Raw genomic sequence first — 23594 nt, 5'->3', positions numbered from 1 at the left:
ATGTACGCGGACGGGGCCTGTAAAGGCAACCCGGGGGTAGGTGGTTGGGGCGTTTGGCTGAAAGCCGGGCTGCATGAGAAGGAGTTGTTCGGTGGTGAAGCATTGACCACTAACAACCGCATGGAGTTAATGGCAGTGATCCAGGGCCTGCAGGCGTTAAAAAAGCCTGCCCATATCAAAATTTATACCGATTCCAGCTATGTGCAAAAAGGCATGACGGAATGGATCAAAGGCTGGAAGCAGAAGCAATGGCGGACGGCCGATAAAAAACCGGTCAAGAATGCCGATCTGTGGCAGATGCTGGATGAGCTGGCCAGCCCGCATACCATAGACTGGATCTGGGTCAGGGGGCATGCCGGTAACCTGGGTAACGAGCGCGCCGATGTGCTGGCCAACCAGGGTGTACTCACCGTGGCAAAATCGCCGGTCTGAATCAACGTTAACCCGACCTGAATCAACTTTAAAAAGCCCAGCCATGAGACAAATCTTTCTGGATACCGAAACCACCGGTTTATACCCTGACCAGGGGCACCGCATCATTGAGATCGCTGCGGTGGAGATTTTTAACCGCAGGCCCACCCAGCGCCATTTTCACGTTTATATCAACCCTGAACGCGAGATCGATGCCGGTGCGCAGGAAGTACACGGGATCTCGCTCGAGTTCCTGCAGGATAAACCGCTGTTTGCGCAGGTGGCTGACGAATTCATAGCATTCGTACGCGGTGCCGAGCTGATCATCCACAATGCGCCGTTCGATATGGGCTTTCTCAATATGGAGTTGGCCAGACTGGGGATGGATAAGCTGGAAACGGCAGTCAGCGGTATCATAGATACGCTGAAAATGGCCAAAGAATCGCGCCCGGGGCAGCGTAACAACCTGGATGCATTATGCCGCCATTTTGGCATCGATAACTCCAAGCGTACCCTGCACGGCGCCTTGCTGGATGCGGAGTTGCTGGGTGAAGTCTATATCGCGATGACGCGTGGCCAGGAAAGCCTGCTGATGGAGTTATCCGGCACCGAAGAGCAAGTCTCCCACGACAGCGTTGCCGTTGACTTGAACAACGTGAAACTGCTGGCCGCTGACGCTGAAGAACTGGCCGCGCATGCCAAGTATATCGAAGGCCTGGCCAAATCTGGCGCAACGCCCTGGTAAACCGGTTTTGAATTAAATCTGGGTCAACCAGCGGTTAGGCAAACGCATCTGTCCAGCTGTTAGGCGTTTCATACAGCCTGACTTTGATCAGTTTGAGATGGTTATCAAAGGTGCCGTGATATTGCGCTTTAAGCAACTTAAAGGCCTCGGCAGCCATGTTTTCTGCGGTTGGGATAGTCGGGAAGATCACAGTCTTGTGACCAGGCAGGCTGTTTAAAAAGTCCAGCACAGCGGTATCGCCTTGATAGACCAGAAAGGCATGGTCCCAGCGATCAACAATGGTTTCTCTGGCAATGCGCTTAACGTCGGCAAAGTCCATCACCATTCCGTTTTCTGAAGCGTGTTCCGCCTGAATGATTTCACCCGATAAGGTGATCTCTATCGCGTAGCGGTGACCGTGTAAATTGCGGCATTGACTTTTGTGATCAGGAATACGATGTCCGGCATCGAACTCCAAGCGTGTAGTAATTTCCATGACGATATTATATCAGTAACCATGCAGCACGCTCTGCACGAAAACCGATCACTGCATTAATATAGGTCGTCAATATCCATCAATGCATCTTCGTCGGCCGAATAGTGTTTATGACTTTTTTCATAGCTGCCATAGCTGGTGTCAAAATCATCCACTTCATCGCCGGCAAAGTCTTCCAGCATCTGGTCTATACGCTTAAATTTGTCGGTAGGTCCTGCTTTTTGCAACATAATTCACTCCTTACTGGTAGTTGATATTGCTCAAACATGTCAGTCATGACATTCTTACCGTAATCATTAGCATAGACTGTGCCAAAGCCGGGTTTAGTTCCTGCGTTGTGGGCAACGATAGTCAGTCAAAAATAAAAAAATGCCTTATGATCGACAGAACAATTGCGCTAACTGATTGTCTGTAAAGAATTAATATAAATATTATTGTTAAATTTTCAGGAGAAAAGTAATGCGTGGTTTGATCATCGCGTTGTGCACTATAGGAGTTTCTACGATGGCCAATGCTGATTGTTTACCTTTCTATCAACACCAGTTTAAGACCCTGCAAGGTCAGACTGTCGATTTTTGTCAATTCCAGGATAAACCTATCCTCGTCGTCAATACCGCCAGCAAGTGTGGCTTTACCCCGCAGTTTGAAGCGCTGGAGGCTATCTATGAGCAATACAAGGACAAAGGCCTGGTGGTGATCGGCTTCCCCTCCAACGACTTCAAGCAGGAACCAGGCAATAACAAACAGGTAGGGGACTTCTGCAAACTGACATATTCTGTCAAGTTTCCCATGGTGGAAAAAACCAGCGTCACCGGCGCCACTGCCAATCCGCTCTATCAGCAACTGATCAAACAGACCGGCAAAGCACCGCAATGGAATTTCTATAAATACGTGATCCTGCCCGGCGGCCAGAAAGTGTATTCATTCAACAGCATGACACGCCCGGACAGTGAAGAAATCGTCGGTAAAATAAAGCCTTATTTAAAGTAGCGGCTCTTATCTAAATGAATGGCAGACCTTGGGCTAAATGCACATTCGATGTAAGGCGGGAAAAACTGTAACCCTTTTAATTCATTAAATGTTTATCCGTTTAAATGATAAACATACAAAAAAGTTAAGTTTTTCACGCTAGTTTTCTAACGAAAATGTCTGCTACCCCTTATAATCCGCTGTCAGGATTAGTCAGTCTTTTGAGGGCTTACTCCTCCTAGGTTCTGTATTGAAGTCCAGTATTGAACAAGAAATACTTAAATCGCTCGATGCCTACCAGGTTAACCATATAATTTATGAATGAAGCAATCTAATGGGCATTCAAATTGAGTACCTCTCCCTTGCAGAATTAAAGTCTCAGCCCCTGGCATGGCAAAATAAGGTGCTGGGCCTGGTCAGCTTTGTCGATGCTGCAGGCGTCTATGAGGCGCAGAAAATCAATGGCCAGATTCCAGGGATTTTTCTGGGTGCGTCGGTACTTTCTGGCGCCGAGTCAGCAAGCGAGATCTTGCTGTCAGACGAATCCAGCATGGACACGAAACAGCCATTGATCAGCGGTGAGCAGGGGCAAATTCGCTACCGGTGCAACGGTGATCTGCTATTTGGCGTGATCAGCCTGGATGAAGCATCTGAATTAATCATCACAAGTCCTGGCAATCCCTTTTCTGCGTTGCAACAGGCGACGGAAATCGCTTATCAGCAGATCTTCACACTGCTAGATGATCTGGGTTTCCCCAACGTATACCGTTTCTGGAACTACATGGCCAATATCAATGGCAGTGACGGTGATGATCAACAAAACCTCGAACGCTATCGTCAATTCAATATCGGTCGCAAAAACGTATTCGTCAAGATGGGCAGGGAGCACGGGCAGCAATTACCAGCGGCATGCGCCCTAGGCTTGAAAGGCGGGCCACTGACTATTGCTTTTTTAGCAGGTAAGGCGCCGGCAATAGCGATTGAAAACCCGCGGCAGGTCAAGGCTTACAATTATCCGGAACAATACGGCCCGCGCACGCCCAGCTTTTCACGCGCCACCTTGGTGCACATAGAACAGAAAGCGTGCTTGTTCATCTCGGGAACTGCGAGTATCGTGGGCCATGAAACGCTACATGCCGAGGATATCACTGGCCAGACCCAGGAGACTTTAGTCAATCTTGAGGCGGTTGTCAGCGAAGCTAACCGTGTACAAGGAGGGGCAGTGTTCGATCTTTCTAATGCCTGTTTCAGGGTATATGTACGCCATGCGGCTGACCTGGATAGCATACGTGAAACCATGCGAAATCATTTCAGCCATCAGGTGCAGGCGGTATTTGTGCAGGCGGATATCTGCCGCGAAGAATTGCTGATCGAGATTGAAGCAACCCTGCAACAAACAAGCATTGCGCACGCGGCATGAAAACCGGACAAACTCTCACGCATCCAATCTCCAGCATGCTAGGGCGCTTGTATGATTATTTTGTGCTGTATGCCGGCCTGATCTGGCTGGGATTTCTCAGCCTGTGCTGGACACTGGTTGCCAGCCTGCTCTACCCATTGCTTCCAGAGCGCAAAGGCTTATATCTGGGGCGTTACGTCATCATGATCTCTTTTCGCCTCTACCTGGCCAGCCTGAGTTCATCGCAGCGGTGCAGCTTTGACCTGTCCGAACTTGATGCGCTGCGTAACGATGAGCCTTTGATCATTGCGCCCAATCATCCGTGTCTGCTGGATGCGGTCATGATTATTTCCAGATTGCCGAATATCGCCTGCGTGATGAAGTCAGAACTGATGAATAATGTTTTTCTGGGGGCAGGGGCTAGACTGGCACGTTATATTCGTAACGAGCCTATACGTCAGATGGTGATGCAGGCGACCAGGGACTTTAAAACCGGTAGCCATTTATTGTTGTTCCCAGAGGGCACGCGCACAGTGCAACAGCCTGTCAATGCCCTGAAAGGCAGCATCGCCCTGATCGCGCAAAAGGCCAAAGTACCGGTGCAAACCGTGATCATTGAAACTGACTCACCTTTCCTCAGCAAAGGCTGGTCCTTGTTCCGCAAACCTGCAATGCCGATCAGCTATAGAGTCCGGCTGGGCAAAAGGTTCTCGCCGCCGGAAAATACCCATCGCTTTATGGAAGAACTCGAACAGTATTTCAGGGATGTGCTTAAGCAGGATACCGCTGACATGGCTGTCAGTGAAAATATCAGCACAACCATAGATACATCAAATTTTAAGTCACCGATTCAATTGTGAATCAGGCACACCCCGAGATAAGTCCTACTATGAACCCTTCAAACACCCATATTGTGCTTATCCCCAGCTACAACCCTGGCGTCAAGGTATACGAAACCGTGCAGTCTGCACGCGAATTCTGGAACCCGGTGTGGGTGGTGATAGACGGCAGTACCGATGGCTCTGAAGTGGCGTTAAAAGCCATGGCCGAGCAGGATAGCGGGTTGCGGGTGATACACCTGCTGCAAAACCAGGGCAAGGGCGCTGCCGTATTGCAGGGTCTGCAACAAGCGAGTGCAGCTGGCTACACGCATGTGCTGACCATGGATTCTGACGGCCAGCATCCGGCAGAACTGATTCCGCAGTTTATGCAGGCATCGATAGAACAACCGAAGTCTATGGTGTTGGGCAAGCCTATCTTTGACGCCAGCGCGCCGAATATCCGTGTGCAGGGTCGTAAGCTCTCCAATATGTGGGCCAACCTTGAGACGCTGGGCGGAAATATCGGCGATTCGCTGTTCGGTTTCCGCGTGTATCCGATAGAACCGCTGAGAAAAGTGATGCGCTTCAACCCGTGGATGCGGCATTTTGATTTCGATCCGGAAGCCGCGGTGCGTTTAAGCTGGCTGGGGGTTAAAGTCATTAACCTGCCGGCACCGGTCCGTTATTTCAGTTCTGCTGAAGGTGGAGTCTCGCATTTTCGTTACTTGCGCGACAATGTGCTGCTGACCTGGATGTATACAAGGTTGTTCGTCGGCTTTGTTCTTAGGCTGCCGATATTGATGGCGCGGCGCTTGCGCGAGCGTTTTTAAGAAACTTTCATCAAGCACATCTTTGCCATACGTGGTTGCGTATAAAGAATGTCTTTTTACATAGCCGCGCCTGGTCTGACTTAGCACTTGATCAGTGCCAGCTCAACGTCATCTCAAGCAATCATCCCGATTTAAATCATGCCGCCGTTAATCGAGATGATCTGCCCGGTAATGTAAGTCGACTGGTCTGAAGCCAGGAAACTGACCAGGTCGGCGACTTCTTTGGCGGTGCCCGCGCGCTTCATAGGCACCATGTTGGCAATCGCTTGCGCATCAAAACTATTCTCGGTCATGGTGGTTTCAATAATGCCGGGCGCGACCGCATTCACGGTGATTCCACGGCTGGCGACTTCCTGTGCCAGCGATTTGGTCGCCGCATTCAGTGCACCTTTGGCCGCAGAATAATTGGTCTGGCCGCGGTTGCCGGTAATGCCGGAAATAGACGATACATTGACGATACGCCCCCAGCGGCTACGTATCATGGGCATCATCAGTGCTTGCGTCACATTAAAAAAACCGTTTAGCGAAACATCGATCACGCTATGCCATTGTTGCGGGCTCATACCAGGAAACACCGCATCATCATGGATGCCGGCATTATTGACCAGCACCTGGATAGGCTGGTCTTCAACCAGCGCGCCAAGTACGCTGTGGACCGCAGCCTGATCTGTGACATCAAACTGCAAGGCTTCAGCGCTGCCGCCCGCTGCGGTGACTTGCGCTGCCAGCTGTTCGGCAGTTGCCTTGTTGCTGTTAGCATGAATAAATACGTGATAGCCATCTGCGGCTAATCGCTGGCAGATCGCCGCACCGATACCGCCGCTACCGCCTGTGACCAAAGCTCTTTTCATGATGCAATTTCCATAAATTAAATTTGCGAACTAGATTCAACTACCCGATTTGCCGGCCCGATTTCCCGGACTGATTTTTCAGGTGATCAAGGCATTAGCGTCCAATACCACTGCCGCTCTGCCTTGCAGCAGTATGTTTTCATTCGCACTGACCTTAAACTCATACAACATATTATTTTCATTCGCCATGATACAGGTGGCCTCGATCAACAGATCCGCTGCAATATCATCCAGGCGGGCCACATGCATGTTCACGCCACGCACGCTGACCAGGTAACCGACTTTAGGGGCTGGCTGGTTCCTGGGGGCCGTCAGTGCACCGTGCACGGCCATCGCCTGCGCTGCATACTCTATGCCGCTTGCGATCCCCAACTGCTGACCAGATCTTAAAGGGTTGCTTGCTGAACGGTGGCTGCTGGCGATGCAACTGATATTCAAGGCGTCCCAGGCTTTAACATGCTGGAGCAGGCACATATCGCCCTGATGCGGAATATGGCTGGCGATCCACGTGTGGTCTAGTGCTGCACAGGATTCGAGACGGGCTGGTTGTTCTAGCAAGATCGCACCTCTACTGCCAGGCGTAAACCATCCAGGTAATCCAGCACCACCAAGCCGTGTTGCTGGCTTGCGATCAGTTGCAGTAACGGCAGGCCGCGCATGGAGGGCAGGCTGGTGCGCAGGTTTTCCAGCGCAGCATCATCAAACTTGTCAGCTGGCTCATGGGTGATACTGACCGTTATCTGCGCGATGCTTTGTTTACTTTTTTCCGCCGCCAGCACCAGGGCAATGCCGCTATTGTCTGGAATCGGCCGTTTGCTGAACATGGGTTCAGGGTAAGGGGTATCGCTAGCCATCAGGATACAAGCCGTGCCTTCAACCACGACTTGCGTCAGCGCATCCAGCAGCCCGGCGCCAAAGCTGGCGTCAAATGCGCATAACACCGATGAAGTCGCCATGGTTTTTGTCGCAATGCTCCAGTAGCCTGCTGCAGCGTTATGCACGGAGTTGTGAAAGCGGGTAGGGGAGATCTCGCGGTCTTCAGATGCCAGCATTTCACAGATGCTATGACAGTTCAAACCATCGCCATTCGAGAAAGAAAATACACTGGGCAGGTTGCTGTCTGCCAGCGCGGCCTGTGATAAGGCTTCCAGCGAGGTTGCCAGGGTGAGTTTTACGATGTCGCTGGCGCGCCTGCGCTCTGCCGCTGGTAAAAGTTCTGGTACGGGAATCACCGTTTTAGCGGATAGATAGGGTTGCAAACCAGCAAGAACCTGACTTCCGCTTGCCCAGTCATTCAGTCCCGGGCCTATCAGGCCTATGCCTTCGATATATGCCGTTAATTTGGAAGTCATGATTTGTCAGCCGTTTCTGCGGTGATTGCGCTGGCTAAGCCTAAGATCAGGCTGCAGTTGGTGCCGCCAAAGCCGAATGAGTTGCTCATCACCCGCTGCAGGGCTTGCGGGCGGTTTTGCAACTGGTAATTCAGCGGCAGTTCAGTATCTGTGGTTTGGGTATTTAGTCCGCCGGGAATAAAACCGTGCTGCAAGGCAAGGGCGCAGATCACGGCTTCTACTCCCCCTGCCGCGCCTAGCGTATGCCCGGTAGCGCCTTTAGTGGAACTGCAGGGTACATCCCTGTTTTCCTCGCCGAACAATGCGCTGACAGCCTTGGTTTCTGCTGCATCATTACTCGGCGTCGCCGTGCCATGCAGATTGATGTAATCAATTGCAGACGGTTGCAGGCCAGCGCTGTGCAAGGCTTGCTGCATCGCCATATTTGCGCCCAATCCCTCAGGATGCGGCGAGGACATATGGTAGGCATCGCTGGATTCGCCTATGCCGAGTAAAACAATATCCTTTTGGCTGGTATTTGAGGCCAGGCCGGGTGTGGCTGTTTCAGGCACACGTTCCAGCAAGGCAAAAGCGGCGGCTTCGCCAATCGAGATACCATCCCTGTCCTTGTCAAAAGGCCGGCATGCCTGGCTGGAAAGCAGGTTCAGCGAATTGAACCCATACAGGGTAGTCAGGCATAGTGTATCGACACCGCCTACGATCGCCGCATCTATCAGGCCAGCCTCTATCATGCGGCGTGCGACGCTGAATACCTTGGCACTCGAGGAACATGCAGAGGACACCACTGCCGCTGGCCCGGTCAGCTTGAAATAGTGGCGGGTAAAGTTGGCAACCGAATAGGTATTCTGGGTTTTACCGTAATCCAGGCCATCAGGCAGTGCGCCTGTGCTTTCATCGCGGTTGCGGAAAGCCATTTCCGTTTCCAGTATGCCTGAAGTGCTGGTGCCTAAAAACACACCGATACGCTCAGCGCCATACTGGCGTATAGCGGCGTTGACAGACTGATCGAAGCCATCCTGCTCCAGGCCTAATTTGGCCAGGCGGTTATTGCGGCAATCGAAAGCCTGCATGCCTTCAGACATGGTGACTTCATCCACGCCTTCAACTTCGCCGATAAATGTTGGCAGATCTACGGTCTCGAAATCGCAGGGTTTCAGCGCCTGTCGTTGTTGTAACAAAGCATCCAGTGTCTGCTGCAAGCCTTTGCCTATGCAGCTGGTCACGGTGAAATGTGAAAGTAATAATGGTTTCAAAAAATCTCGGCTTTCATTTCAAGGTTTGTTTGTACGTTTATATTCAATTCGATCACACCGGGTTTGAGTCCAGTATAGCTGACTCCCTGATGGCTGACACACAGCAATTGCAAGCTTTGAGCAAGCATATCAATTGGCGGCCTGGGCCAGGGTGACAAAATGCAGCCCTTTCGCTTTAGCCGCTTGCAATAAAGCGGGCAGGGTAGCGACGATAATGGCTTCACCGTTTACCGTTCTGGCAGCGTTGCCATCGTGCAACAGAACAATAGCGCCCGGACGCAAGCCATTGATCAGCCTGGTTTTTACCTGGTCTGCATCATTCACCCTGGTGTCAAACGCCCGTACCGACCAGCTCGCCAGCTGCAAGCCCAACCGTTTGAGGACGGGATCCAGAAATGGATTGCGCAAACCGGCCGGGGCGCGGAAAAACCGCGGAGCTATGCCGGTGATGCCGTGCAGTGTTTGTTGCGCCGCCACTATTTCATTTGCCATCCTGGTATAACCAAACATAGAAAAGTAGACACTATGCTGCTGGCTATGGTTTTCTATGGCATGGCCGCGTGCCACGATCTCGCGGCACAGCTCAGGGTGTTGTGCGGCTTTGTGACCTATATAGAAAAACGTGGCTTTCACCTGGTAATGGTCAAGGATATCCAGCACTGGTCGCGTGACTGCGGGATCCGGCCCGTCATCTATGGTCAGGGCGATCTCGTTGCGCCGTTTTGCTGATGGCGGTAGTTCGGTCCAGTTTGAGCCTAACCAGGTACTGCGCGGCCACAAACCCACCAGCGAAATCAGCAAATGGTTCGCGAGAAATATCGCAAGCAGCCAAGGCCACCAGCCAGGTGCAAACAGCAGGCAGATGAGCAATGCCGCATGCAGTAAGATCGAAGCTTTCACCAGCCAGGGGGCTTGCCTGAATTTTTCGAGCTTGGCAGAGTTAGCCTGATATTCAGTCATCACTTTGCAACCCTGTCTAGCTGTTGAACTGTTTGCCAGCGTGCCTGTTGTTGATTGAGAAAATTAGACCATAACTGCTGCCATACCGGCCAGGTATGGTCACCCGCTATTTTATCCACCTGGGTGGCAGGGATTACCTGCTCCATCAGCGCGATGCCATTGGCAAAGCGGTCTTCTGTGCCATAAGCCAAATAGATTTCCACATCTTGCGCATGCTTTAACCAGTGCCAGTTGCCACGCTCCAGGTCGTCGTCAGCGATGGCGGCTGGCTGCCATGCATGCAAGCCGCCAGCGCTGACTATCTCACCGGTAGTCATGCGGTTTCCGGGATAGGGTGCCATCAGCAATAGACCGTGCACTTGCCCTGAATAGCGGCGTGCATATGCCATGGCGATATAGCCGCCTATGGAGATCCCGGCCAGCCAGATGGTACTGTATTGCGATGCAAGCGGTTGAATAAGGTCACAGTGTAAGGCATGCAGGGCGGTCAGGTCGGCAATCTGCTCAAAAGGTAATTCGACCAACATCAGGTCGATATCTAGGTCGCGTTCACGCACCGCTTGCACAAAACCCTGGCTGATAAAATCCTCAGGCAGGTAGGTGGCGCCTGGCAGCAAAAGCATCAAGGTGCTTGCCTTATGGTTGCTATGGGCTGAATCAAGCAGGTAGCGCATCAGTCGCCTGCGCTTGCTGCAAACACAGCGGAGAAAATCAATGCCAGGATCACGCCAGGTGCGACCGTCACCCCCATCGCCTGCAACACCGGCACAGTAGAGAAAGCCAGCAGCCCAAAGCCGAGTACCGTAGCCACATTGGCAAACACCAGTGAAGCATAAGTCTTTGGAGAAATCGTTTGCTGAGTAGTTGTAGTGCCCGGGTTAAAAAACAGGGCATAGTTAGAGCCTATAGCCACAATCAGCAGCAAGCCTATCAGGTGCAGTATCATCAGCTGCTGGCCAAACAGGGCCAGGCCTGCCATCACGGTAAACACGGCGGCGGCCAATGGCACAATGATCGCCAGCACCTGCTTGAGCGAACGCAAGGCAAGTAACAGCAGGCCTATGATCGCCAGTACTCCCGCCAGTGACAGCCAGATCGCCTCCTGCATATAGCTGGAGTAGAGATGGTCAGACTCGGCCTTCATATCAACGAATAACACGTGTTCGACTTGCGCATCATCTAGCGCTTTGCGTACCTGTGCCGCATCAATATCGCGGCCAGCCGGGCTGGTGAGCGGAACAAGTGCATTCCAGCGCTGGCCTTGCTGCAATAGCATGGCATCTACCGCCATGGCCATAGAAGTACCTTGCAAGTCGCTGCGTTGCAACAGAGGCCTGCTACGGCCGGTTTGTATCTCTTGCAGGAAAGGCTCGAATGTCCTGGCTTTGACCGGCAAGCCCTGCACGGCAGCGTTCAGCCGCGACTCGAGTTCATCAGCATCAGGCAGACTGTTCAACCTGGCTTGCTGAGCGGCCTGGCTGGGCAGGTAATGGCTGGCACTGTCAAAACCGGCCAGCAAGTCTTTTTCGACCAGCCGGGCCAGAGTAGGCGCTAGTTTTTCGCTATTGCGCAGCACTGTTTCCTGGCTGTCGCCTGACAGAACAATCACATAGCGTACATCGGGTGCGCCCATGCCACCACGCAGCCTGCCGTCCAGTGCCTGGTCAGCGGCACTGACCGGGCTTAATGCCGATAATTCGGTGGTCCATAATTTATCGTGATGCTGGTAGACGATCATGGCGGAAACGGCAACCAGTACTATAGCTGGCCAGCGCAGTGCCCTGGCCGATGTCGCGTAGCGTGCCAGCCTGGTGCCTATAGGGTTGAAATCCTGGATGTTAAACTGAGCCGGTAACAAGTATGGCAATACGTAGCGTGTCATTGCCGCAGCGGCGATCAAGCCTGCGACCGAATACAGGCCCAGCTGTGCCAATCCGGGAAAGCCGGACATCAGCAGTGATGCAAAACCGAACACCGAAGTGAGTACGCCTAACCTTACCGTAGGCCATACTGCTGCTACCCATCGCTTACGGCTATTTTCCTTATCGCCCGCATAGTCAGTTTGCATGAACAGGTAGATAGAATAATCTACCGCTTCACCTATCAATGCGGTGCCAAAGCCCAGGGTGATGCCATGCACCACGCCAAAAGCCAGACTCACTGCGGCGATGCCAGCCAGGATACCGGTTGCTACCGGCAAGAACCCCAGCAATAAAGCTGTTTTAGAGCGATACACTGCCCATAACAGCAAAGCGATCAGCACCGAGCTGACAATGAAAATGAGCCTGACCTGCATTTTGATGGTGTCACGCGCAATCACTGAAAAGACGCCAGGGCCGGTCATTAACAATTTGGGATTGGCGCTGGTTGCTGTCGCTGTCAACGCATGGTCAAACTCGGCTTTTATGGCTTGCATTGCCAGTTTTTGCGCGTCTGTATCAGAACCGGCCGCGCTGGTTTGCAGCAGCAATAATGCAGTCTCGCCATCGCGAGTCGCCCAGGCACCTTGCTGCATTTCCGGATGGCTGGTTGCGCTCATGGCATCCAGTAATTGCAGCATTTCGCCAGTCGGGTCATGCGGTAACAAAGATTTCATCAGCAAACCGGCCGGGGAGGCGATCTGGTCTATGCTGTCGCTGATGGCTGCATGCAGGCCGTCACTGCTGAAGCGCTCAGGCGTCACTGCCGGGCTCAGCAGGTAGCGATTCTTATATAAATATTCACGGTCGCGCTCTGCGCTCTTGGCTTCGCCGTTGTTGACGCTGACAAACGCGGGGTTGTCGCGCAGCTTTTTGGCAATCGCCTTGGAAAGCGTGGCGCGGGTTTGCACATCTGCGCCTTCAATACCGACCAGTATCAGCCGCGACGCCAGCCCGTCTTTGAGCTGGTCCATCAGCAGTTGTTGCTCGGCAGTGGGGTGGCTGGGCAGAAAAGCGGATAAATCCGCTGTAAAGTGGCTGCGGCTGATCACCCCCAGGCTAAGCAATACCAGCACCAGCCAGACAATGATGGCTGTACGCGCATGGCCAGGGGAGTAAATGGATTTAGTCACGTGATGATCAGCTGATAAGCGCTATTGAATCGAAACCGGGGTGTCAGCGACAGGGGTGATAGTCATCACTGAACTGTCGCCATCGGCCTGTTTGATTTCTATGGTCTGCACCTGCTGGCTGACACCACTGATGGTGATGCTGCTCACCACTTTTTTCATCTTTTCCAGACTAGGTAACAGAGTGAGTGTCCAGTTTTCTTGCGTACCGGAAAGACTCAGTTTATAAGACTTTTCCAGGGCCTTGCGGTCACCGGCCAGCGTGCCGCGTATGCTATCGATAAAAGCTGCGATTTCCGGGTAGCTTTGCAAAGACAAGACGTGTTTGCGGCCACGTTGTTCTACGGTCAGTTTATCTTTTTCCAGTAGCATGCTTTCAGGTTTGGGTTTTAAAGTACGCTTTTCCAAACGGTCAGGGGCCGTGTAAAACAACTCACCGGATGACTCGACCGGTTTGTCCAGCACCGCGATATTCTTCTTCTCGATAAAACTGGCATGGCCACTTTGTGTGCTTGCCAGCGCCTGCATCAGCTGATCGATATCAAAACTATTGTCAGCATGGCTGGCAACCGCCAGCAGCGTGAAACACAGGCTGCTAAGCCCCACCAGCAGGCGGCGTTTAGTGTTAGAAAATATGGCGATATTCATTGTTTCCTTTCTGCTAGTGAAGCAGGGGTCGTTTGCCAGTAGTCAAAAAAGTTAAACCAGTTGTAAGGCGCCAGACGCGTGTATTGGTTCAGCAACTCGGTATAACGGGCAATGGCAGCATTGACCGCCTGTTCACGCTCGCCACGCGGGGTCTCTGAAAAGTCTGCCAGCGTTTCAAACACGACCTGGTAGCGGTTGCCACCCAGATACAGGCCGGCCATGAACACCACCGGGCGTCGTAACAGGGCAGCCATGCGGAACGGGCCGCTAGGGATGGCTGCGATATCGCCCAACAACTCTACTTCTGCCATCGGTTCATTGCCCAGCGTGCGGTCAGACAGCATGCCGACCAGCATGCCTTCATCCAGGTGCTGTTTGAATTGCAGCATGGAATCGAGGTGGCCCAGCGGAATAACGCCCATGGATGCTTCTGGATTGATGGCGGCCAGCATGGCATTGATCTTCTGTGCATTGTCTTCATGCATCACCATCGCCACTTTCAACCCCGGCAGTTGCCGGCCGATCGCTCGCATCACTTCAAAACTGCCCAGGTGTGCCCCCATCAGCAACACGCCCTGGTTGGCTTCTATCAGCGGGTTGATCACGTCTTTGCCCTGAATCTCGATATCGAACAAGTCGTAATTGCGATTGATCAGGTAGATACGGTCATGAATGGTAGAAGCAAAGCTGAAAAAGTGCCGGTATAGATCCCGCCAGGTCGCTGGTCTTCCCAGTGCGCGGGGTAAATAATTCAGTGAGGCTTTACGGCTGGCAGGTGAGAACAGTACAAAATAAAAGGCGATCAGATGCAGTGCCGAGCGTGAAACCTGGCGGCCCAGGCGCAGCGATAACCAGCTCATGATACGCAGCATCAGCATATTGCTGCGCTCTTTGCGCTGTAGCCAGGGCGCAGATTTCTGGTAAACGCTTTCTTTTTCTTGTGACATGCGATCAGGCTTTCGCTGCTGGACTAAGGCTGCCGATGACGATCTGCCTTTGCCTGTCAGGGTCGGGACATGACACCTCGAATTTAATACTGCCACTGGCGAGTTGCTGGTATTCCAGGCTGGCAGATTCCCCTGGCGTCAACGGGCTCAGGAACTTGACTGAACTGATCTGCCAATCGGTGACAGTCAGGCCGATTTCGCTGCTTAAGGTATGCAACACTTCATCAAGGAGAACCACGCCTGGCACAATAGGGGTGCCAGGAAAATGGCCGGCGAAAGCCGGGTGGTCAGATGGGATATTGATTGCCTTGTTTTTCATAAACTTAATATTCCGTGACTCTGGCACTGGTTTGCACAAGTTGGCTGATCAGCTGTTGTAATGCCTGACGCGGCAGCTTGCCGGTGCTGTTGCGCGGCAGTGATTCAGCGAATAATAGTGGCCTTGGTAAAAATACCGGATCTATCCGTTTACGCAATTCGGCCATGATCTGGCTAGCGTTCAAGGCAGGGGCTACCACACATGCGCTCAGGCGCGTCACGTGGTCATGCGAAAGCTCGTCCGGCATATAGAATGCACCGTCAACTACGCCTTCTATACTGGTCAAATGGTGGTTAAGGCTGGCCAGGGAGTTACGTTTGCCGGCAATGTTGATGATGTCCTGCATGCGGCCCTGCAATAAAAACCTGTCATGAGCGGTAGGTACGATCACATCATTCAGTGGCGCGGGGATTTCTACATGACCGCCCTCAGCCCACAGTCTTTCGTCCACGCTCTGCAAACGCACATCTGGCAGTAACTGCCATTCATCGGTTTGCGTGGTGCGTCTGGTCGCGATCTGGCCAGTCTCTGTGCTGCCGTATATCTCGACCAATGGCGCATGCAGCGAGTTCTCTGTTTTATGCGCCAGTGTTTCTGATAATGGTGCAGTCGCTGATAAGACTAGCGATATCTCAGGTAATGACAGTTCCGCATCCAGCAGCAGGCGCAGGTGCAAAGGTGTTGAGACCAGTATGCGTTCACCACTGGTTTGGGTCAGGGTCTCTGCAATATCTTCCGGGTAAAAAGGCTGACTGCTGTGCAGGGCATTGCCGCTTTGCAGCGCCAGTAACACCGTCGATTCAAATCCGTACATATGCTGCGGCGGTATAGTCCCTATCAGGGTATAAGCCAACTCTGGATCTAAACCCAGGCGTTTGGCTTGCGCCTGGACATTGCGCACCAGTGAGCCCCAGCGCTTGACATGCGGCAGCGGTGTGCCGGTTGAACCAGAAGTAAACACGATCGCAGCCACTTGCTGTGCGTCTATCAACGGGATCTCCGCAGGTGCCAAAGGCGCAGCTGGACTGGCCGGATAGCACACTTTGGGTAGTGCGATGTCGCAATCCGGATTGTCGTGCAGGCAGAAAACATCCGCTGCAAACGCTTGCAACTGCTGCACCATTTCTACCGTGTGTGTTGGCGGCAGCAGGCTGATCTTATTGCTGGCTAATGCGGCGACAAAACCGACCGCAAAGTGGTAACGGTCACGGCATACGTTCAATACATGCTGGCCTGCAGGCAGTATGCTGGCCAGTGCAGCCACATCTGCCAGAAACTGGCCGACTGTGATGGCTGTGTTTTTGCGCCAGGCTATCGTCTGCTGCAGACTGCTATGACTAACTAAGGGTAATTTCTGCATAGAGGTCAAGTCCAGGCCGTCACACCTGCCTGGAGTCCAGGTAGGCGCGTACTGCATCGAGTACATTTCCGGTTGGCAGGTCAGTCAGCACACGTCTGCGCACCAGGTATTCTGCAATAAACATGAGCGCCACCAATGGCAGGGTCAGGAAATTGACAAAGAAAGACCAGGTAGCCAGTGGCGCAAAAAAGAAAAGCAGGGTGGATGCAGCTATCATCAAAGCGAAGAAAATCACCCAGGCCACGGTCACTTTATACACATAATGTTCATGGTCGGCAGGGAGCGGACCACCATTAATGATCTCTGCAAAACTCACACATAAAGGTTTACGACCGGCCATCAGCGTCCTGGCGAAGGTGATGAATAGCATCAGCAGCAAACCTATGTCCTGTAACCAGAATATCAGGCCGGTGTGCTGCTGAACCAGCGGTAATGCCCACCAGCTGACAATCAACACCAGCAGGATCAAGCCGCTGCCATATAATTTGGAATCCATGTTTATCGCATAGACAAAGGCGATCAATACCAGTGGTGCTAAAGCCAGCAGGGCGCCTAGCAGACTGTGCTGCCCCGCAGTATTCACATGATGGACGAGCAATGCAAAGGCGACGATGGAAAATGCGATGATCAGGCCGCGCACGACTTTAAAAGCTTTGTGCATAACGTCTTTTGAAAGCCTGGCTCGTCAGGAGATCACTTGGTTTTATTGGCCATCACATAGTCGGTCAGACTACGCAACGAACTGAAAATCTGGTGATTGTTTTCGTTATCGGATTTAAGCTGCAGACCATAGCGTTTGGAAACTACCAGTGCAATTTCAAGGATATCTATAGAATCCAGCCCTAAACCGCTACCGTACAAAGGTGCATCTGGCTCAATCTCATTGGCAGCAAGATCCAGGTTCAGTGCCTCTACCATCAGGTCGGCGATTTCCAGTTGCAAAGCAGTCTTATCCGTCATATAGCTCTTTTAAGTGATAGTTGATCAAGGTCAAAAATTAAGTTTGACGTATTTTAGCAGCATTGTGATGGCCTCAATTAATCCATTTCGGACAAAAGTGTATTTATTCACATGCAAGGCTACTAATTGACCTGATCATACAAACAGAGTTCGTTCGGCTAAGCCGAATCAAACACCTGCGAGTGAAAGTTAGCTTGTAGTTCTGTTGAAGAGCACCTATAGTCTCAGGTCATCAAACCCACTTAATATAAAGAGAGCATCATGAAAAAACTAATCGTCACCATTCAAGTGGAGCTAGATATCCCTGACACCTGGGAATTAGTAGAACACCCTGACCAGGTGCAAGCGATCAAAATGGATGATGGACAGTATATGCACATGAGCTTTCTGCCCATGATGACGCGCGAATTCACTGAAGATGCAGAATGGTCCAGCGAATGTACAGATGAGTTCACCGAATCTGTGCTGGATATGGTGGCCGACGAAGAGGTTTACATGAAGCTTGAGACGCATTAATCAGCCTGTTAAGCAGTCGCAGTAGCCAACACTACTTTGGCCTTGCTGAATATGGGGCTGTTGCCCCAAAAGAAAAAACCTCAAGTGTGTAGCACTTGAGGTTTTTTGTATGTCAATTTTGCGTATGGTTTATTCTTTAAACTACCAGTTTCCAGCATTCGTTCTTTGAAGTCTCGCAGAGGAATTTCTGCTTATTTAACCTTTTCTCCAAGCGCAGGCTGCTGCCTTTTTCGACTTGAGCTTTGCCATGCACCAGGTAAGTTTCTTTGTCCGTTTCAACTCTAGTGTCGTCTGAGCTGAAAGTATTAGTAATTAACACTGTATTAACCACATGCCCGGCAGCTACAGACTCTACCACCTGGGCTTGCCTGGTTTTATTCGCCTGCCGCAGAAAGTACCCTGCAATCACTATCAGGGCAACGAAGAAAAATACAGTGGCGTATGATCTGAAGTCGTCCCGGTTTTCTAACCCCTTAGTTTTCATATATAAACTCTTTTCTGGTTTTCTATCAGCTAAATTGTATCGTATCAATCTGGCCTTAGTCTTATTCACGCCAAGCTCTAGCCTGCATTTAAGCTAGCTGAAGCCTGCTCTTATGTTATTTAATCTTGAGGTGATCTGTTGCAGACAGCAAAGGGTGTTCAGACGGTGCAACCATCTTAAGCGCTTCAATAAACTCAGGTGTCTCGCTGATCGCAACTGGGAGCATTAACGCTGGCTTTTGATCTTCAGCTTGAATAGATATGCACTTAATCCCTCCAAAGGCTGAACGACTCTCTAGTGCTACTTTAGCAGTCCAGGGAATAAAAAATTTAGCACCCCATGGCGATTCGCCTTGTACACCCTCCATTGAGAGGTACACCCATCTATATTTTAGTGTGTACCAAAAGCAGCAGCCAAAGATAAAGGCAACAAAGAAAAATGTCTGTATTACGGAAGATAGTGTGACTACCCCTAACAACCAAGGCGCTAGCAAACCTACAGGCATAACAATCGCCATTGATCTGTACTCGCGAATAAGGGCGCGTCTAGGAATGCGGAAGCCGATTGAGTCTTTCATCTGTATCTTCTTATTCTTTTAGTGTTTGCCCGATTGTATCTACATTTTTACGGGTTGAGGTCTTTAGGGACTTTTAGACGGAAATACCAGATACCATTTTTGAATGGCGGGTGAATGGACTTGTACAAATGAAAAAACCTCGAGTGCGTAAACACTGGAGGTTTGATCTGTATGAATCAATTGATACTTTAACGATTCAACCACTGCGTGGATTTTGGCGTCCCCACGGGGATTCGAACCCCGGTCGCCTCCGTGAAAGGGAGGTGTCCTAGGCCTCTAGACGATGGGGACCTAAGAAATTTTACAACGTGTGCAGTATACCATTGTTTCAAATAATCGAAAAATATTTTTTTGCAAAAAACTCAATATTTTCAATCACTTGGTGGAGATAAGCGGGATCGAACCGCTGACCTCTTGCATGCCATGCAAGCGCTCTCCCAGCTGAGCTATACCCCCGAATCCTGGTACTGCATTTCTTTGTTTTGCGCTGCAATTCAAAGAAGGCGCCATATTAATGACGGGCACTTGTCTTGTCAACGACTTTTCGCAGGATTCTTTAAAAAACTGCGATAGTCTGTATTTCAGCGCCTGTGCCTGCCTGATGGCGCTATTGTTTAGCCGCGAATATTGCTCTGTGCCGCAAAGTGGGACAGCTCGACATAGGGTTGCGGTTGCCAGCCGGCGGCCCTGTGTTCAGCGACCACGTTGGTGAAGATGCCGCCGCGCACATAAAACTTGGCGGTGACGCGCATAAACTTGGGCGCGATCGCGCTGACCAGGTCATCCAGGATCTGGTTAGTCACCGCTTCGTGGAAGCAGCCTTCGTCACGGAACGACCACATATAGAGCTTCAGGCTTTTTAATTCCACACACAGCTGGCCAGGAATATAGTCCAGGTAAATGACCGCAAAATCCGGCTGGCCGGTTTTGGGGCACAGACAGGTGAACTCCGGGATTTCCATATGGATATGAAAATCACGGTTCGGGTTCGGGTTGTCAAAGGTTTCCAGTGTCTTAGCGGGGACAGCGGTTGGCTTGCCACCGAGTAAATGTTCGTTCATTGCAGGCTATGTTTCTTGATAAAAGTGGGTATTATAACGCTTAAGCAATCATTCAAATTCTTATAAGCGTTTTTCTTACTTTGCGTCTCACTCATTTAAAACTTGCGGGGTTCAAGTCTTTTGTCGATCCGACTACTATTCATCTGCACGGGCAACGTGTAGGGGTGGTCGGGCCGAACGGCTGTGGTAAATCCAATGTCATGGAGTCTGTACGCTGGGTGCTGGGCGAATCTTCGGCGCGGGAGATGCGGGCGGATGCCATGGATGCGGTGATCTTTAATGGCTCGGGTAACCGTAAACCTATCTCGCGCGCCAGTGTGGAGCTGGTGTTTGATAACAGCTTGGGCGGTGCCAGCGGCGAGTGGAATCAATACGCCGAGATCTCGGTCAAGCGCGTGATCGAACGCGACAAGGGCTCTACTTATTACATCAACAATACTGCGGTGCGCCGCCGCGACGTGGCTGACCTGTTTCTGGGTACCGGGCTGGGCGGCCGGGCTTATGCCATCATAGGCCAAAACACCATTTCCCGCATCGTAGAAGCCAGGCCGGAAGAACTGCGCGTGTTTCTTGAAGAAGCAGCCGGGATTAGCAAATATAAAGAACGCCGCCGCGAGACCGAGTTGCGTTTGCGTGACACACGCGAGAACCTGGAGCGGGTGGAAGATATCTCGCGCGAGATGAACAAGCAGATCATCAAGCTTGAAGCGCAAGCAGTGGTCACGCAAAAGTTTCATGCCTTGCAGGAGGCGCACAAGCTGGCCGAAGCGCAATGGTGGTGGCTGCGTAAACGCGATGCGGTGCTGGAACATGAGGCGGCTTCGCAAGCGGTGGAGCAGGCGGTAAATGCGCTAGAAGCGCAAATGGCCAATTTACGCAGCAACGAGTTGCAACTTGAGCAGTCGCGCCAGCAGCACCAGCAGGCCTCCGGCCAGTTAAATACAGCACAGGCGGCTTTTTATGAGGCGAACTCACAGGTCTCTAACCTTGGTTTGCAGGTGAAACAATCTGAAGAGGCACGTGACCGTCTGTTGCAGGAACAGCAGCAACTGCAAAGGCAGATGGAACACAGGGCGCAACAGCAGCAGCAATTAAACACGCAATTAAACGATAAAACGGCTGCCCTGGCGGCGGCTGAAGGGTCGGTAGCACAACATGCCCTGAGCTTGCAGGGCATGCAGCATGATCTGCCGGCACAGGCTACGCAGCTGCAAGCGATACAACAAACCGCCAACCAAGCGCAGCAAGCAGTACAGCAAAGCCGCCAGCAGATGCAGCTGGAACAGAACAATGTCAATTTTATCCAGCGCAACCTGGCTGAAGTAGGGCAGCGGTTGCAGCATTTGCAGCATGAGCTGGGGCAGTGGGCATTGCCAGACACACAGGCGCTGGGAGAGCTGCAACAACAACTGGCGACACAACAATCTGACTTGCAGCATGAAGAGCAGCAGCTGGCACAGTTCAGGGCAGACGAAAATACGCAGCAGCAGGCCTTGCAGCAGGCGCGGCAAGACTGGCAGCAGGCACAGCGTGCCTTGCATCAGTTAGAAGCCGAGATACAGTCATTGCAGAAATTGCAGCAAAGCATGAAGCAAGACCAGCAGCTGGGGCCGTGGCTGCAAAAGAACGGGCTGCAATCGGCGCCGCGTTTATGGCAAGCCATTCAAGTCGATGCCGAATGGCAATCGGCGCTGGAGAACCTGCTCGGCAACAAGCTCAATGCCTTGCTGCCGCAAAACCTGCCGGACTGGTCGCAATTGCCACATCCACAGGCCGCATTGGCGATCGCCAAAGCCGGGTCAGGCGCTGAGACGCAAGCAGCGCAATGGCAGGGCTTACCCAGTTTGTTCAGTCTGTTGACCATCAAGCAGCCTGAAATAGCCGCAGCCCTGCAACACTGGCTGGCCGGCGTCTATGTGCTTGATGATATACAGCAGCTGGCACAATACCAGCCGCAGTTAAGCGCCGGCATGAGCCTGCTGACTAAAAACGGTGATGTTTACCAACGCTACAGCGCGGTGTTTTATGGCCGCCAGAACCAGATGCAAGGCGTGCTTGAGCGGCAACAGCAGCTGGATCAACTGCAATCCGGCCTGAGCCAGGCGCAGCAGGCAGTGACGGCTACGCAGCAGCAGGCGCAAACGCTGGAATCTGCGTTGCAGAATACCCGTCAGCTACAACAACAGACGCATGTGCGCATCAAGCAACTGACCACCGGCACGCATGATACGCAGATGCAGATCTCGCGCTTGCAGCAGGCGCACGATAATGCGGTACGTCGCCAGGCTGGGCTGCAACAGGAAATCACGCAGGCCGAAAGCCGGCAATCCGCTTTAAATGCAGAAAGCGTGGCCGCGCTGGCCAGTATCGCCAGCCAGCAAGCGCAGTTTGCTGCACTGGAGCAAGCGGCACGAGAGTCGCAGGCGCAAAAACAACAGGCGGAACAAGCTTATTTCAACTTGCGTGATAGCGTGCAGCAGGCTGAAAAAGCCCATCAGTCGCAGGTGTTTGAACATACTTTGCTCAACAACGCCGTCAAAGATCTGCAACAGCGGCTGACGCATAATGAACAGGAAAGCCAGAACCTGCAGCATAAATTGCTTGAGACAGAGCAAACCCTGGCCATCAGCAATATGGAGACGCTCAAGGCCAATCTGGCGCACGCCCTGACCCAGCAGCATGAGTGCGAACAGGCACTGGCGCAGGCGCGTAACCTGCTTGCCGAGCAGGAAAACGCCTTGCAGACGCAAGAGCGCAGCCGTATGCAGGTTGAACAGCAGCTACACCCGCTGCGGGATGCAGTGGAGCAGCGACGCCTCAAGCAACAGGAATGCCGCCTGCAGGTGGAACAATGCCAGGCGGCGCTGGCAGACACCGGGCTGGATGATGCGATGCTACAGCAGGGCTTGAGCCTGGACAGCAAAGTGCAGGTGCTGGCGCAGACCACACAAAAATTGCAAGCGCAGATGCAACAATTAGGGCCGGTGAATATGGCGGCCATAGAAGAACTGGCTGTAGAAAAAGAGCGCAAAGGTTATCTGGATAGCCAGTTGAAAGACTTGCTCACCGCCAGTGAGACCCTGGAAGAAGCCATACAGAAGATAGACCGCGAAACGCGCGGCAAGCTGCGCGCAACGTTTGAAGAAGCCAACCGCAATTTCGGCGAGTTGTTCCAGACCCTGTTCAATGGCGGCCAGGCCAAGCTGGAACTGCTGGGGGATGAGATCCTCGATACCGGCGTGCAGGTATTCGCGCAGCCGCCAGGCAAGAAAAACACCACCATACAATTACTTTCTGGCGGCGAAAAAGCGCTGACGGCGATGGCGCTGGTGTTTGCACTGTTCCGCCTCAATCCGGCACCATTCTGTCTGATGGATGAGGTCGATGCGCCGCTGGATGACAGTAATACCGAACGTTTTTGTCAGTTGGTGCGCGTGATGTCAGAAAAAACGCAATTTTTGTTTGTTTCACACAACAAAATCACGATGGAAATGTCTCAACAACTAATTGGCGTCACCATGCAGGAATCAGGTGTATCGCGGATTGTTGATGTTGATATAGATGAGGCGATACGCATGCATGCGGCGTAAAGCATGTTTTGTTGTAT

General features: G+C 52.1%; 26 protein-coding genes and 2 tRNA genes. 8 read left to right on the top strand and 20 right to left on the bottom strand.

What is annotated here, in order from left to right:
- Together rnhA and dnaQ are read left to right on the top strand one after the other, a co-directional pair.
- The gene (gene rnhA, locus ACFQ1Z_RS03930) at positions 1-432 is read left to right on the top strand and encodes a ribonuclease HI (RefSeq protein ID WP_379055841.1); all 432 of its coding nucleotides are present in this window, start codon (positions 1-3) and stop codon (positions 430-432) included.
- A gap of 43 nt (positions 433-475) precedes the next feature.
- On the top strand, positions 476-1156 hold the full coding sequence (dnaQ, locus tag ACFQ1Z_RS03925) for a DNA polymerase III subunit epsilon (RefSeq protein WP_379055840.1): 681 nt from the start codon (positions 476-478) through the stop codon (positions 1154-1156).
- A gap of 34 nt (positions 1157-1190) precedes the next feature.
- Here dnaQ and queD read toward each other — a convergent pair whose 3' ends face one another.
- Together queD and ACFQ1Z_RS03915 are read right to left on the bottom strand one after the other, a co-directional pair.
- Positions 1191-1631 carry a 6-carboxytetrahydropterin synthase QueD gene (gene queD, locus ACFQ1Z_RS03920; protein WP_379055839.1) on the bottom strand — a complete coding sequence of 147 codons (441 nt, stop codon included), beginning with the start codon at positions 1629-1631 and terminating at the stop codon, positions 1191-1193.
- Positions 1632-1687: 56 nt separating this feature from the next.
- Positions 1688-1861: a hypothetical protein gene (locus tag ACFQ1Z_RS03915; protein ID WP_200934417.1), complete on the bottom strand. Its 174-nt coding sequence runs from the start codon at positions 1859-1861 to the stop codon at positions 1688-1690.
- 274 nt (positions 1862-2135) lie between these two features.
- On the opposite strand from ACFQ1Z_RS03915, the gene ACFQ1Z_RS03910 reads away from it, so the two are divergent.
- From ACFQ1Z_RS03910 to ACFQ1Z_RS03895, 4 genes are all read left to right on the top strand, one after another.
- On the top strand, positions 2136-2621 hold the full coding sequence (locus tag ACFQ1Z_RS03910) for a glutathione peroxidase (RefSeq protein ID WP_379055838.1): 486 nt from the start codon (positions 2136-2138) through the stop codon (positions 2619-2621).
- Between the two features lie 313 nt (positions 2622-2934).
- On the top strand, positions 2935-4020 hold the full coding sequence (locus tag ACFQ1Z_RS03905) for a chorismate transformation enzyme, FkbO/Hyg5 family (RefSeq protein ID WP_379055837.1): 1086 nt from the start codon (positions 2935-2937) through the stop codon (positions 4018-4020).
- Complete coding sequence (locus ACFQ1Z_RS03900; RefSeq protein ID WP_379055835.1) at positions 4017-4859, top strand: lysophospholipid acyltransferase family protein; 843 nt, start codon at positions 4017-4019, stop codon at positions 4857-4859. The genes ACFQ1Z_RS03905 and ACFQ1Z_RS03900 overlap by 4 nt, the downstream gene beginning before the upstream one ends.
- Before the next feature lie 29 nt (positions 4860-4888).
- Complete coding sequence (locus ACFQ1Z_RS03895) at positions 4889-5650, top strand: glycosyltransferase family 2 protein (protein WP_379055833.1); 762 nt, start codon at positions 4889-4891, stop codon at positions 5648-5650.
- Positions 5651-5781: 131 nt separating this feature from the next.
- Here the strand turns inward: ACFQ1Z_RS03895 and fabG are convergent, their stop codons facing one another.
- The 13 genes from fabG to ACFQ1Z_RS03830 form a co-directional block, all read right to left on the bottom strand.
- The gene (fabG, locus tag ACFQ1Z_RS03890; RefSeq protein WP_379055831.1) at positions 5782-6501 is read right to left on the bottom strand and encodes a 3-oxoacyl-ACP reductase FabG; all 720 of its coding nucleotides are present in this window, start codon (positions 6499-6501) and stop codon (positions 5782-5784) included.
- 78 nt (positions 6502-6579) lie between these two features.
- Positions 6580-7059, bottom strand: coding sequence for a 3-hydroxylacyl-ACP dehydratase (locus ACFQ1Z_RS03885; protein WP_379055829.1), 480 nt, complete (start codon positions 7057-7059; stop codon positions 6580-6582).
- On the bottom strand, positions 7053-7853 hold the full coding sequence (locus ACFQ1Z_RS03880) for a beta-ketoacyl synthase chain length factor (protein ID WP_379055827.1): 801 nt from the start codon (positions 7851-7853) through the stop codon (positions 7053-7055). Before ACFQ1Z_RS03880 ends, ACFQ1Z_RS03885 begins: the two co-directional genes overlap by 7 nt.
- Positions 7850-9106 carry a beta-ketoacyl-[acyl-carrier-protein] synthase family protein gene (locus ACFQ1Z_RS03875; protein WP_379055825.1) on the bottom strand — a complete coding sequence of 419 codons (1257 nt, stop codon included), beginning with the start codon at positions 9104-9106 and terminating at the stop codon, positions 7850-7852. Before ACFQ1Z_RS03875 ends, ACFQ1Z_RS03880 begins: the two co-directional genes overlap by 4 nt.
- 129 nt (positions 9107-9235) lie before the next feature.
- Positions 9236-10066: a polysaccharide deacetylase family protein gene (locus tag ACFQ1Z_RS03870; RefSeq protein ID WP_379055823.1), complete on the bottom strand. Its 831-nt coding sequence runs from the start codon at positions 10064-10066 to the stop codon at positions 9236-9238.
- Positions 10066-10689 (bottom strand): alpha/beta fold hydrolase, encoded by a 624-nt coding sequence (locus ACFQ1Z_RS03865; RefSeq protein WP_379057161.1) that lies wholly within the window; start codon positions 10687-10689, stop codon positions 10066-10068. The genes ACFQ1Z_RS03870 and ACFQ1Z_RS03865 overlap by 1 nt, the downstream gene beginning before the upstream one ends.
- 50 nt (positions 10690-10739) lie before the next feature.
- Positions 10740-13118, bottom strand: a complete 2379-nt coding sequence (locus ACFQ1Z_RS03860; RefSeq protein ID WP_379055821.1) for an MMPL family transporter — start codon at positions 13116-13118, stop codon at positions 10740-10742.
- Positions 13119-13139: 21 nt separating this feature from the next.
- A complete protein-coding gene (locus tag ACFQ1Z_RS03855) occupies positions 13140-13763 on the bottom strand; it encodes a LolA-related protein (RefSeq protein WP_379055819.1) in 624 nt (207 codons plus the stop codon).
- Positions 13760-14710 carry an LpxL/LpxP family acyltransferase gene (locus ACFQ1Z_RS03850; RefSeq protein WP_379055817.1) on the bottom strand — a complete coding sequence of 317 codons (951 nt, stop codon included), beginning with the start codon at positions 14708-14710 and terminating at the stop codon, positions 13760-13762. The genes ACFQ1Z_RS03855 and ACFQ1Z_RS03850 overlap by 4 nt, the downstream gene beginning before the upstream one ends.
- Before the next feature lie 4 nt (positions 14711-14714).
- A complete protein-coding gene (locus ACFQ1Z_RS03845; protein ID WP_379055815.1) occupies positions 14715-15029 on the bottom strand; it encodes a hypothetical protein in 315 nt (104 codons plus the stop codon).
- A 4-nt stretch (positions 15030-15033) separates the two neighbouring features.
- Entirely contained in the window at positions 15034-16389 is a 1356-nt protein-coding gene (locus tag ACFQ1Z_RS03840) for an AMP-binding protein (RefSeq protein ID WP_379055814.1), read from the bottom strand.
- Positions 16390-16408: 19 nt separating this feature from the next.
- Positions 16409-17050, bottom strand: a complete 642-nt coding sequence (locus ACFQ1Z_RS03835; RefSeq protein WP_379055812.1) for a COG4648 family protein — start codon at positions 17048-17050, stop codon at positions 16409-16411.
- A 32-nt stretch (positions 17051-17082) separates the two neighbouring features.
- Positions 17083-17349: a phosphopantetheine-binding protein gene (locus ACFQ1Z_RS03830; RefSeq protein ID WP_379055810.1), complete on the bottom strand. Its 267-nt coding sequence runs from the start codon at positions 17347-17349 to the stop codon at positions 17083-17085.
- A gap of 261 nt (positions 17350-17610) precedes the next feature.
- Here ACFQ1Z_RS03830 and ACFQ1Z_RS03825 point away from each other — a divergent pair, with 261 nt between their 5' ends.
- Positions 17611-17865, top strand: a complete 255-nt coding sequence (locus ACFQ1Z_RS03825) for a hypothetical protein (protein WP_379055808.1) — start codon at positions 17611-17613, stop codon at positions 17863-17865.
- A 136-nt stretch (positions 17866-18001) separates the two neighbouring features.
- Here ACFQ1Z_RS03825 and ACFQ1Z_RS03820 read toward each other — a convergent pair whose 3' ends face one another.
- The 5 genes from ACFQ1Z_RS03820 to queF all read right to left on the bottom strand — a co-directional run bounded on the left by ACFQ1Z_RS03820 (position 18002) and on the right by queF (position 19987).
- Positions 18002-18349: a hypothetical protein gene (locus ACFQ1Z_RS03820; RefSeq protein ID WP_379055806.1), complete on the bottom strand. Its 348-nt coding sequence runs from the start codon at positions 18347-18349 to the stop codon at positions 18002-18004.
- 115 nt (positions 18350-18464) lie between these two features.
- Complete coding sequence (locus ACFQ1Z_RS03815; protein ID WP_379055804.1) at positions 18465-18926, bottom strand: hypothetical protein; 462 nt, start codon at positions 18924-18926, stop codon at positions 18465-18467.
- A 215-nt stretch (positions 18927-19141) separates the two neighbouring features.
- Positions 19142-19217: transfer RNA gene (locus ACFQ1Z_RS03810), tRNA-Glu, on the bottom strand.
- Between the two features lie 89 nt (positions 19218-19306).
- Positions 19307-19382 (bottom strand) — tRNA-Ala (locus ACFQ1Z_RS03805).
- Positions 19383-19540: 158 nt separating this feature from the next.
- The gene (gene queF / locus ACFQ1Z_RS03800) at positions 19541-19987 is read right to left on the bottom strand and encodes a preQ(1) synthase (protein WP_379055802.1); all 447 of its coding nucleotides are present in this window, start codon (positions 19985-19987) and stop codon (positions 19541-19543) included.
- Between the two features lie 80 nt (positions 19988-20067).
- Here queF and smc point away from each other — a divergent pair, with 80 nt between their 5' ends.
- Complete coding sequence (gene smc, locus ACFQ1Z_RS03795) at positions 20068-23577, top strand: chromosome segregation protein SMC (protein WP_379055800.1); 3510 nt, start codon at positions 20068-20070, stop codon at positions 23575-23577.
- Positions 23578-23594 lie beyond the last annotated feature (17 nt).

This window comes from Methylophilus luteus (assembly GCF_042676265.1).
Classification (GTDB): domain Bacteria; phylum Pseudomonadota; class Gammaproteobacteria; order Burkholderiales; family Methylophilaceae; genus Methylophilus; species Methylophilus luteus.
Note: the sequence above shows the minus strand (reverse complement) of the source record. Positions and strands in the feature narration are given on the sequence as shown.

What these genes read in the sequence shown, in the direction of transcription:
- ACFQ1Z_RS03830 (WP_379055810.1), bottom strand. Translation starts at nt 17,349, where the DNA reads ATGACGGATAAGACTGCTTTGCAACTGGAAATCGCCGACCTGATGGTA.
- ACFQ1Z_RS03910 (WP_379055838.1), top strand. Translation starts at nt 2,136, where the DNA reads ATGGCCAATGCTGATTGTTTACCTTTCTATCAACACCAGTTTAAGACC.
- ACFQ1Z_RS03870 (WP_379055823.1), bottom strand. Translation starts at nt 10,066, where the DNA reads ATGACTGAATATCAGGCTAACTCTGCCAAGCTCGAAAAATTCAGGCAA.
- ACFQ1Z_RS03900 (WP_379055835.1), top strand. Translation starts at nt 4,017, where the DNA reads ATGAAAACCGGACAAACTCTCACGCATCCAATCTCCAGCATGCTAGGG.
- ACFQ1Z_RS03835 (WP_379055812.1), bottom strand. Translation starts at nt 17,050, where the DNA reads ATGCACAAAGCTTTTAAAGTCGTGCGCGGCCTGATCATCGCATTTTCC.
- ACFQ1Z_RS03850 (WP_379055817.1), bottom strand. Translation starts at nt 14,710, where the DNA reads ATGTCACAAGAAAAAGAAAGCGTTTACCAGAAATCTGCGCCCTGGCTA.
- ACFQ1Z_RS03865 (WP_379057161.1), bottom strand. Translation starts at nt 10,689, where the DNA reads ATGCTTTTGCTGCCAGGCGCCACCTACCTGCCTGAGGATTTTATCAGC.
- fabG (WP_379055831.1), bottom strand. Translation starts at nt 6,501, where the DNA reads ATGAAAAGAGCTTTGGTCACAGGCGGTAGCGGCGGTATCGGTGCGGCG.
- ACFQ1Z_RS03895 (WP_379055833.1), top strand. Translation starts at nt 4,889, where the DNA reads ATGAACCCTTCAAACACCCATATTGTGCTTATCCCCAGCTACAACCCT.
- ACFQ1Z_RS03840 (WP_379055814.1), bottom strand. Translation starts at nt 16,389, where the DNA reads ATGCAGAAATTACCCTTAGTTAGTCATAGCAGTCTGCAGCAGACGATA.
- ACFQ1Z_RS03820 (WP_379055806.1), bottom strand. Translation starts at nt 18,349, where the DNA reads ATGAAAACTAAGGGGTTAGAAAACCGGGACGACTTCAGATCATACGCC.
- ACFQ1Z_RS03855 (WP_379055819.1), bottom strand. Translation starts at nt 13,763, where the DNA reads ATGAATATCGCCATATTTTCTAACACTAAACGCCGCCTGCTGGTGGGG.
- ACFQ1Z_RS03845 (WP_379055815.1), bottom strand. Translation starts at nt 15,029, where the DNA reads ATGAAAAACAAGGCAATCAATATCCCATCTGACCACCCGGCTTTCGCC.
- ACFQ1Z_RS03880 (WP_379055827.1), bottom strand. Translation starts at nt 7,853, where the DNA reads ATGACTTCCAAATTAACGGCATATATCGAAGGCATAGGCCTGATAGGC.
- queD (WP_379055839.1), bottom strand. Translation starts at nt 1,631, where the DNA reads ATGGAAATTACTACACGCTTGGAGTTCGATGCCGGACATCGTATTCCT.
- rnhA (WP_379055841.1), top strand. Translation starts at nt 1, where the DNA reads ATGTACGCGGACGGGGCCTGTAAAGGCAACCCGGGGGTAGGTGGTTGG.
- ACFQ1Z_RS03905 (WP_379055837.1), top strand. Translation starts at nt 2,935, where the DNA reads ATGGGCATTCAAATTGAGTACCTCTCCCTTGCAGAATTAAAGTCTCAG.
- ACFQ1Z_RS03915 (WP_200934417.1), bottom strand. Translation starts at nt 1,861, where the DNA reads ATGTTGCAAAAAGCAGGACCTACCGACAAATTTAAGCGTATAGACCAG.
- dnaQ (WP_379055840.1), top strand. Translation starts at nt 476, where the DNA reads ATGAGACAAATCTTTCTGGATACCGAAACCACCGGTTTATACCCTGAC.
- ACFQ1Z_RS03825 (WP_379055808.1), top strand. Translation starts at nt 17,611, where the DNA reads ATGAAAAAACTAATCGTCACCATTCAAGTGGAGCTAGATATCCCTGAC.
- queF (WP_379055802.1), bottom strand. Translation starts at nt 19,987, where the DNA reads ATGAACGAACATTTACTCGGTGGCAAGCCAACCGCTGTCCCCGCTAAG.
- ACFQ1Z_RS03815 (WP_379055804.1), bottom strand. Translation starts at nt 18,926, where the DNA reads ATGAAAGACTCAATCGGCTTCCGCATTCCTAGACGCGCCCTTATTCGC.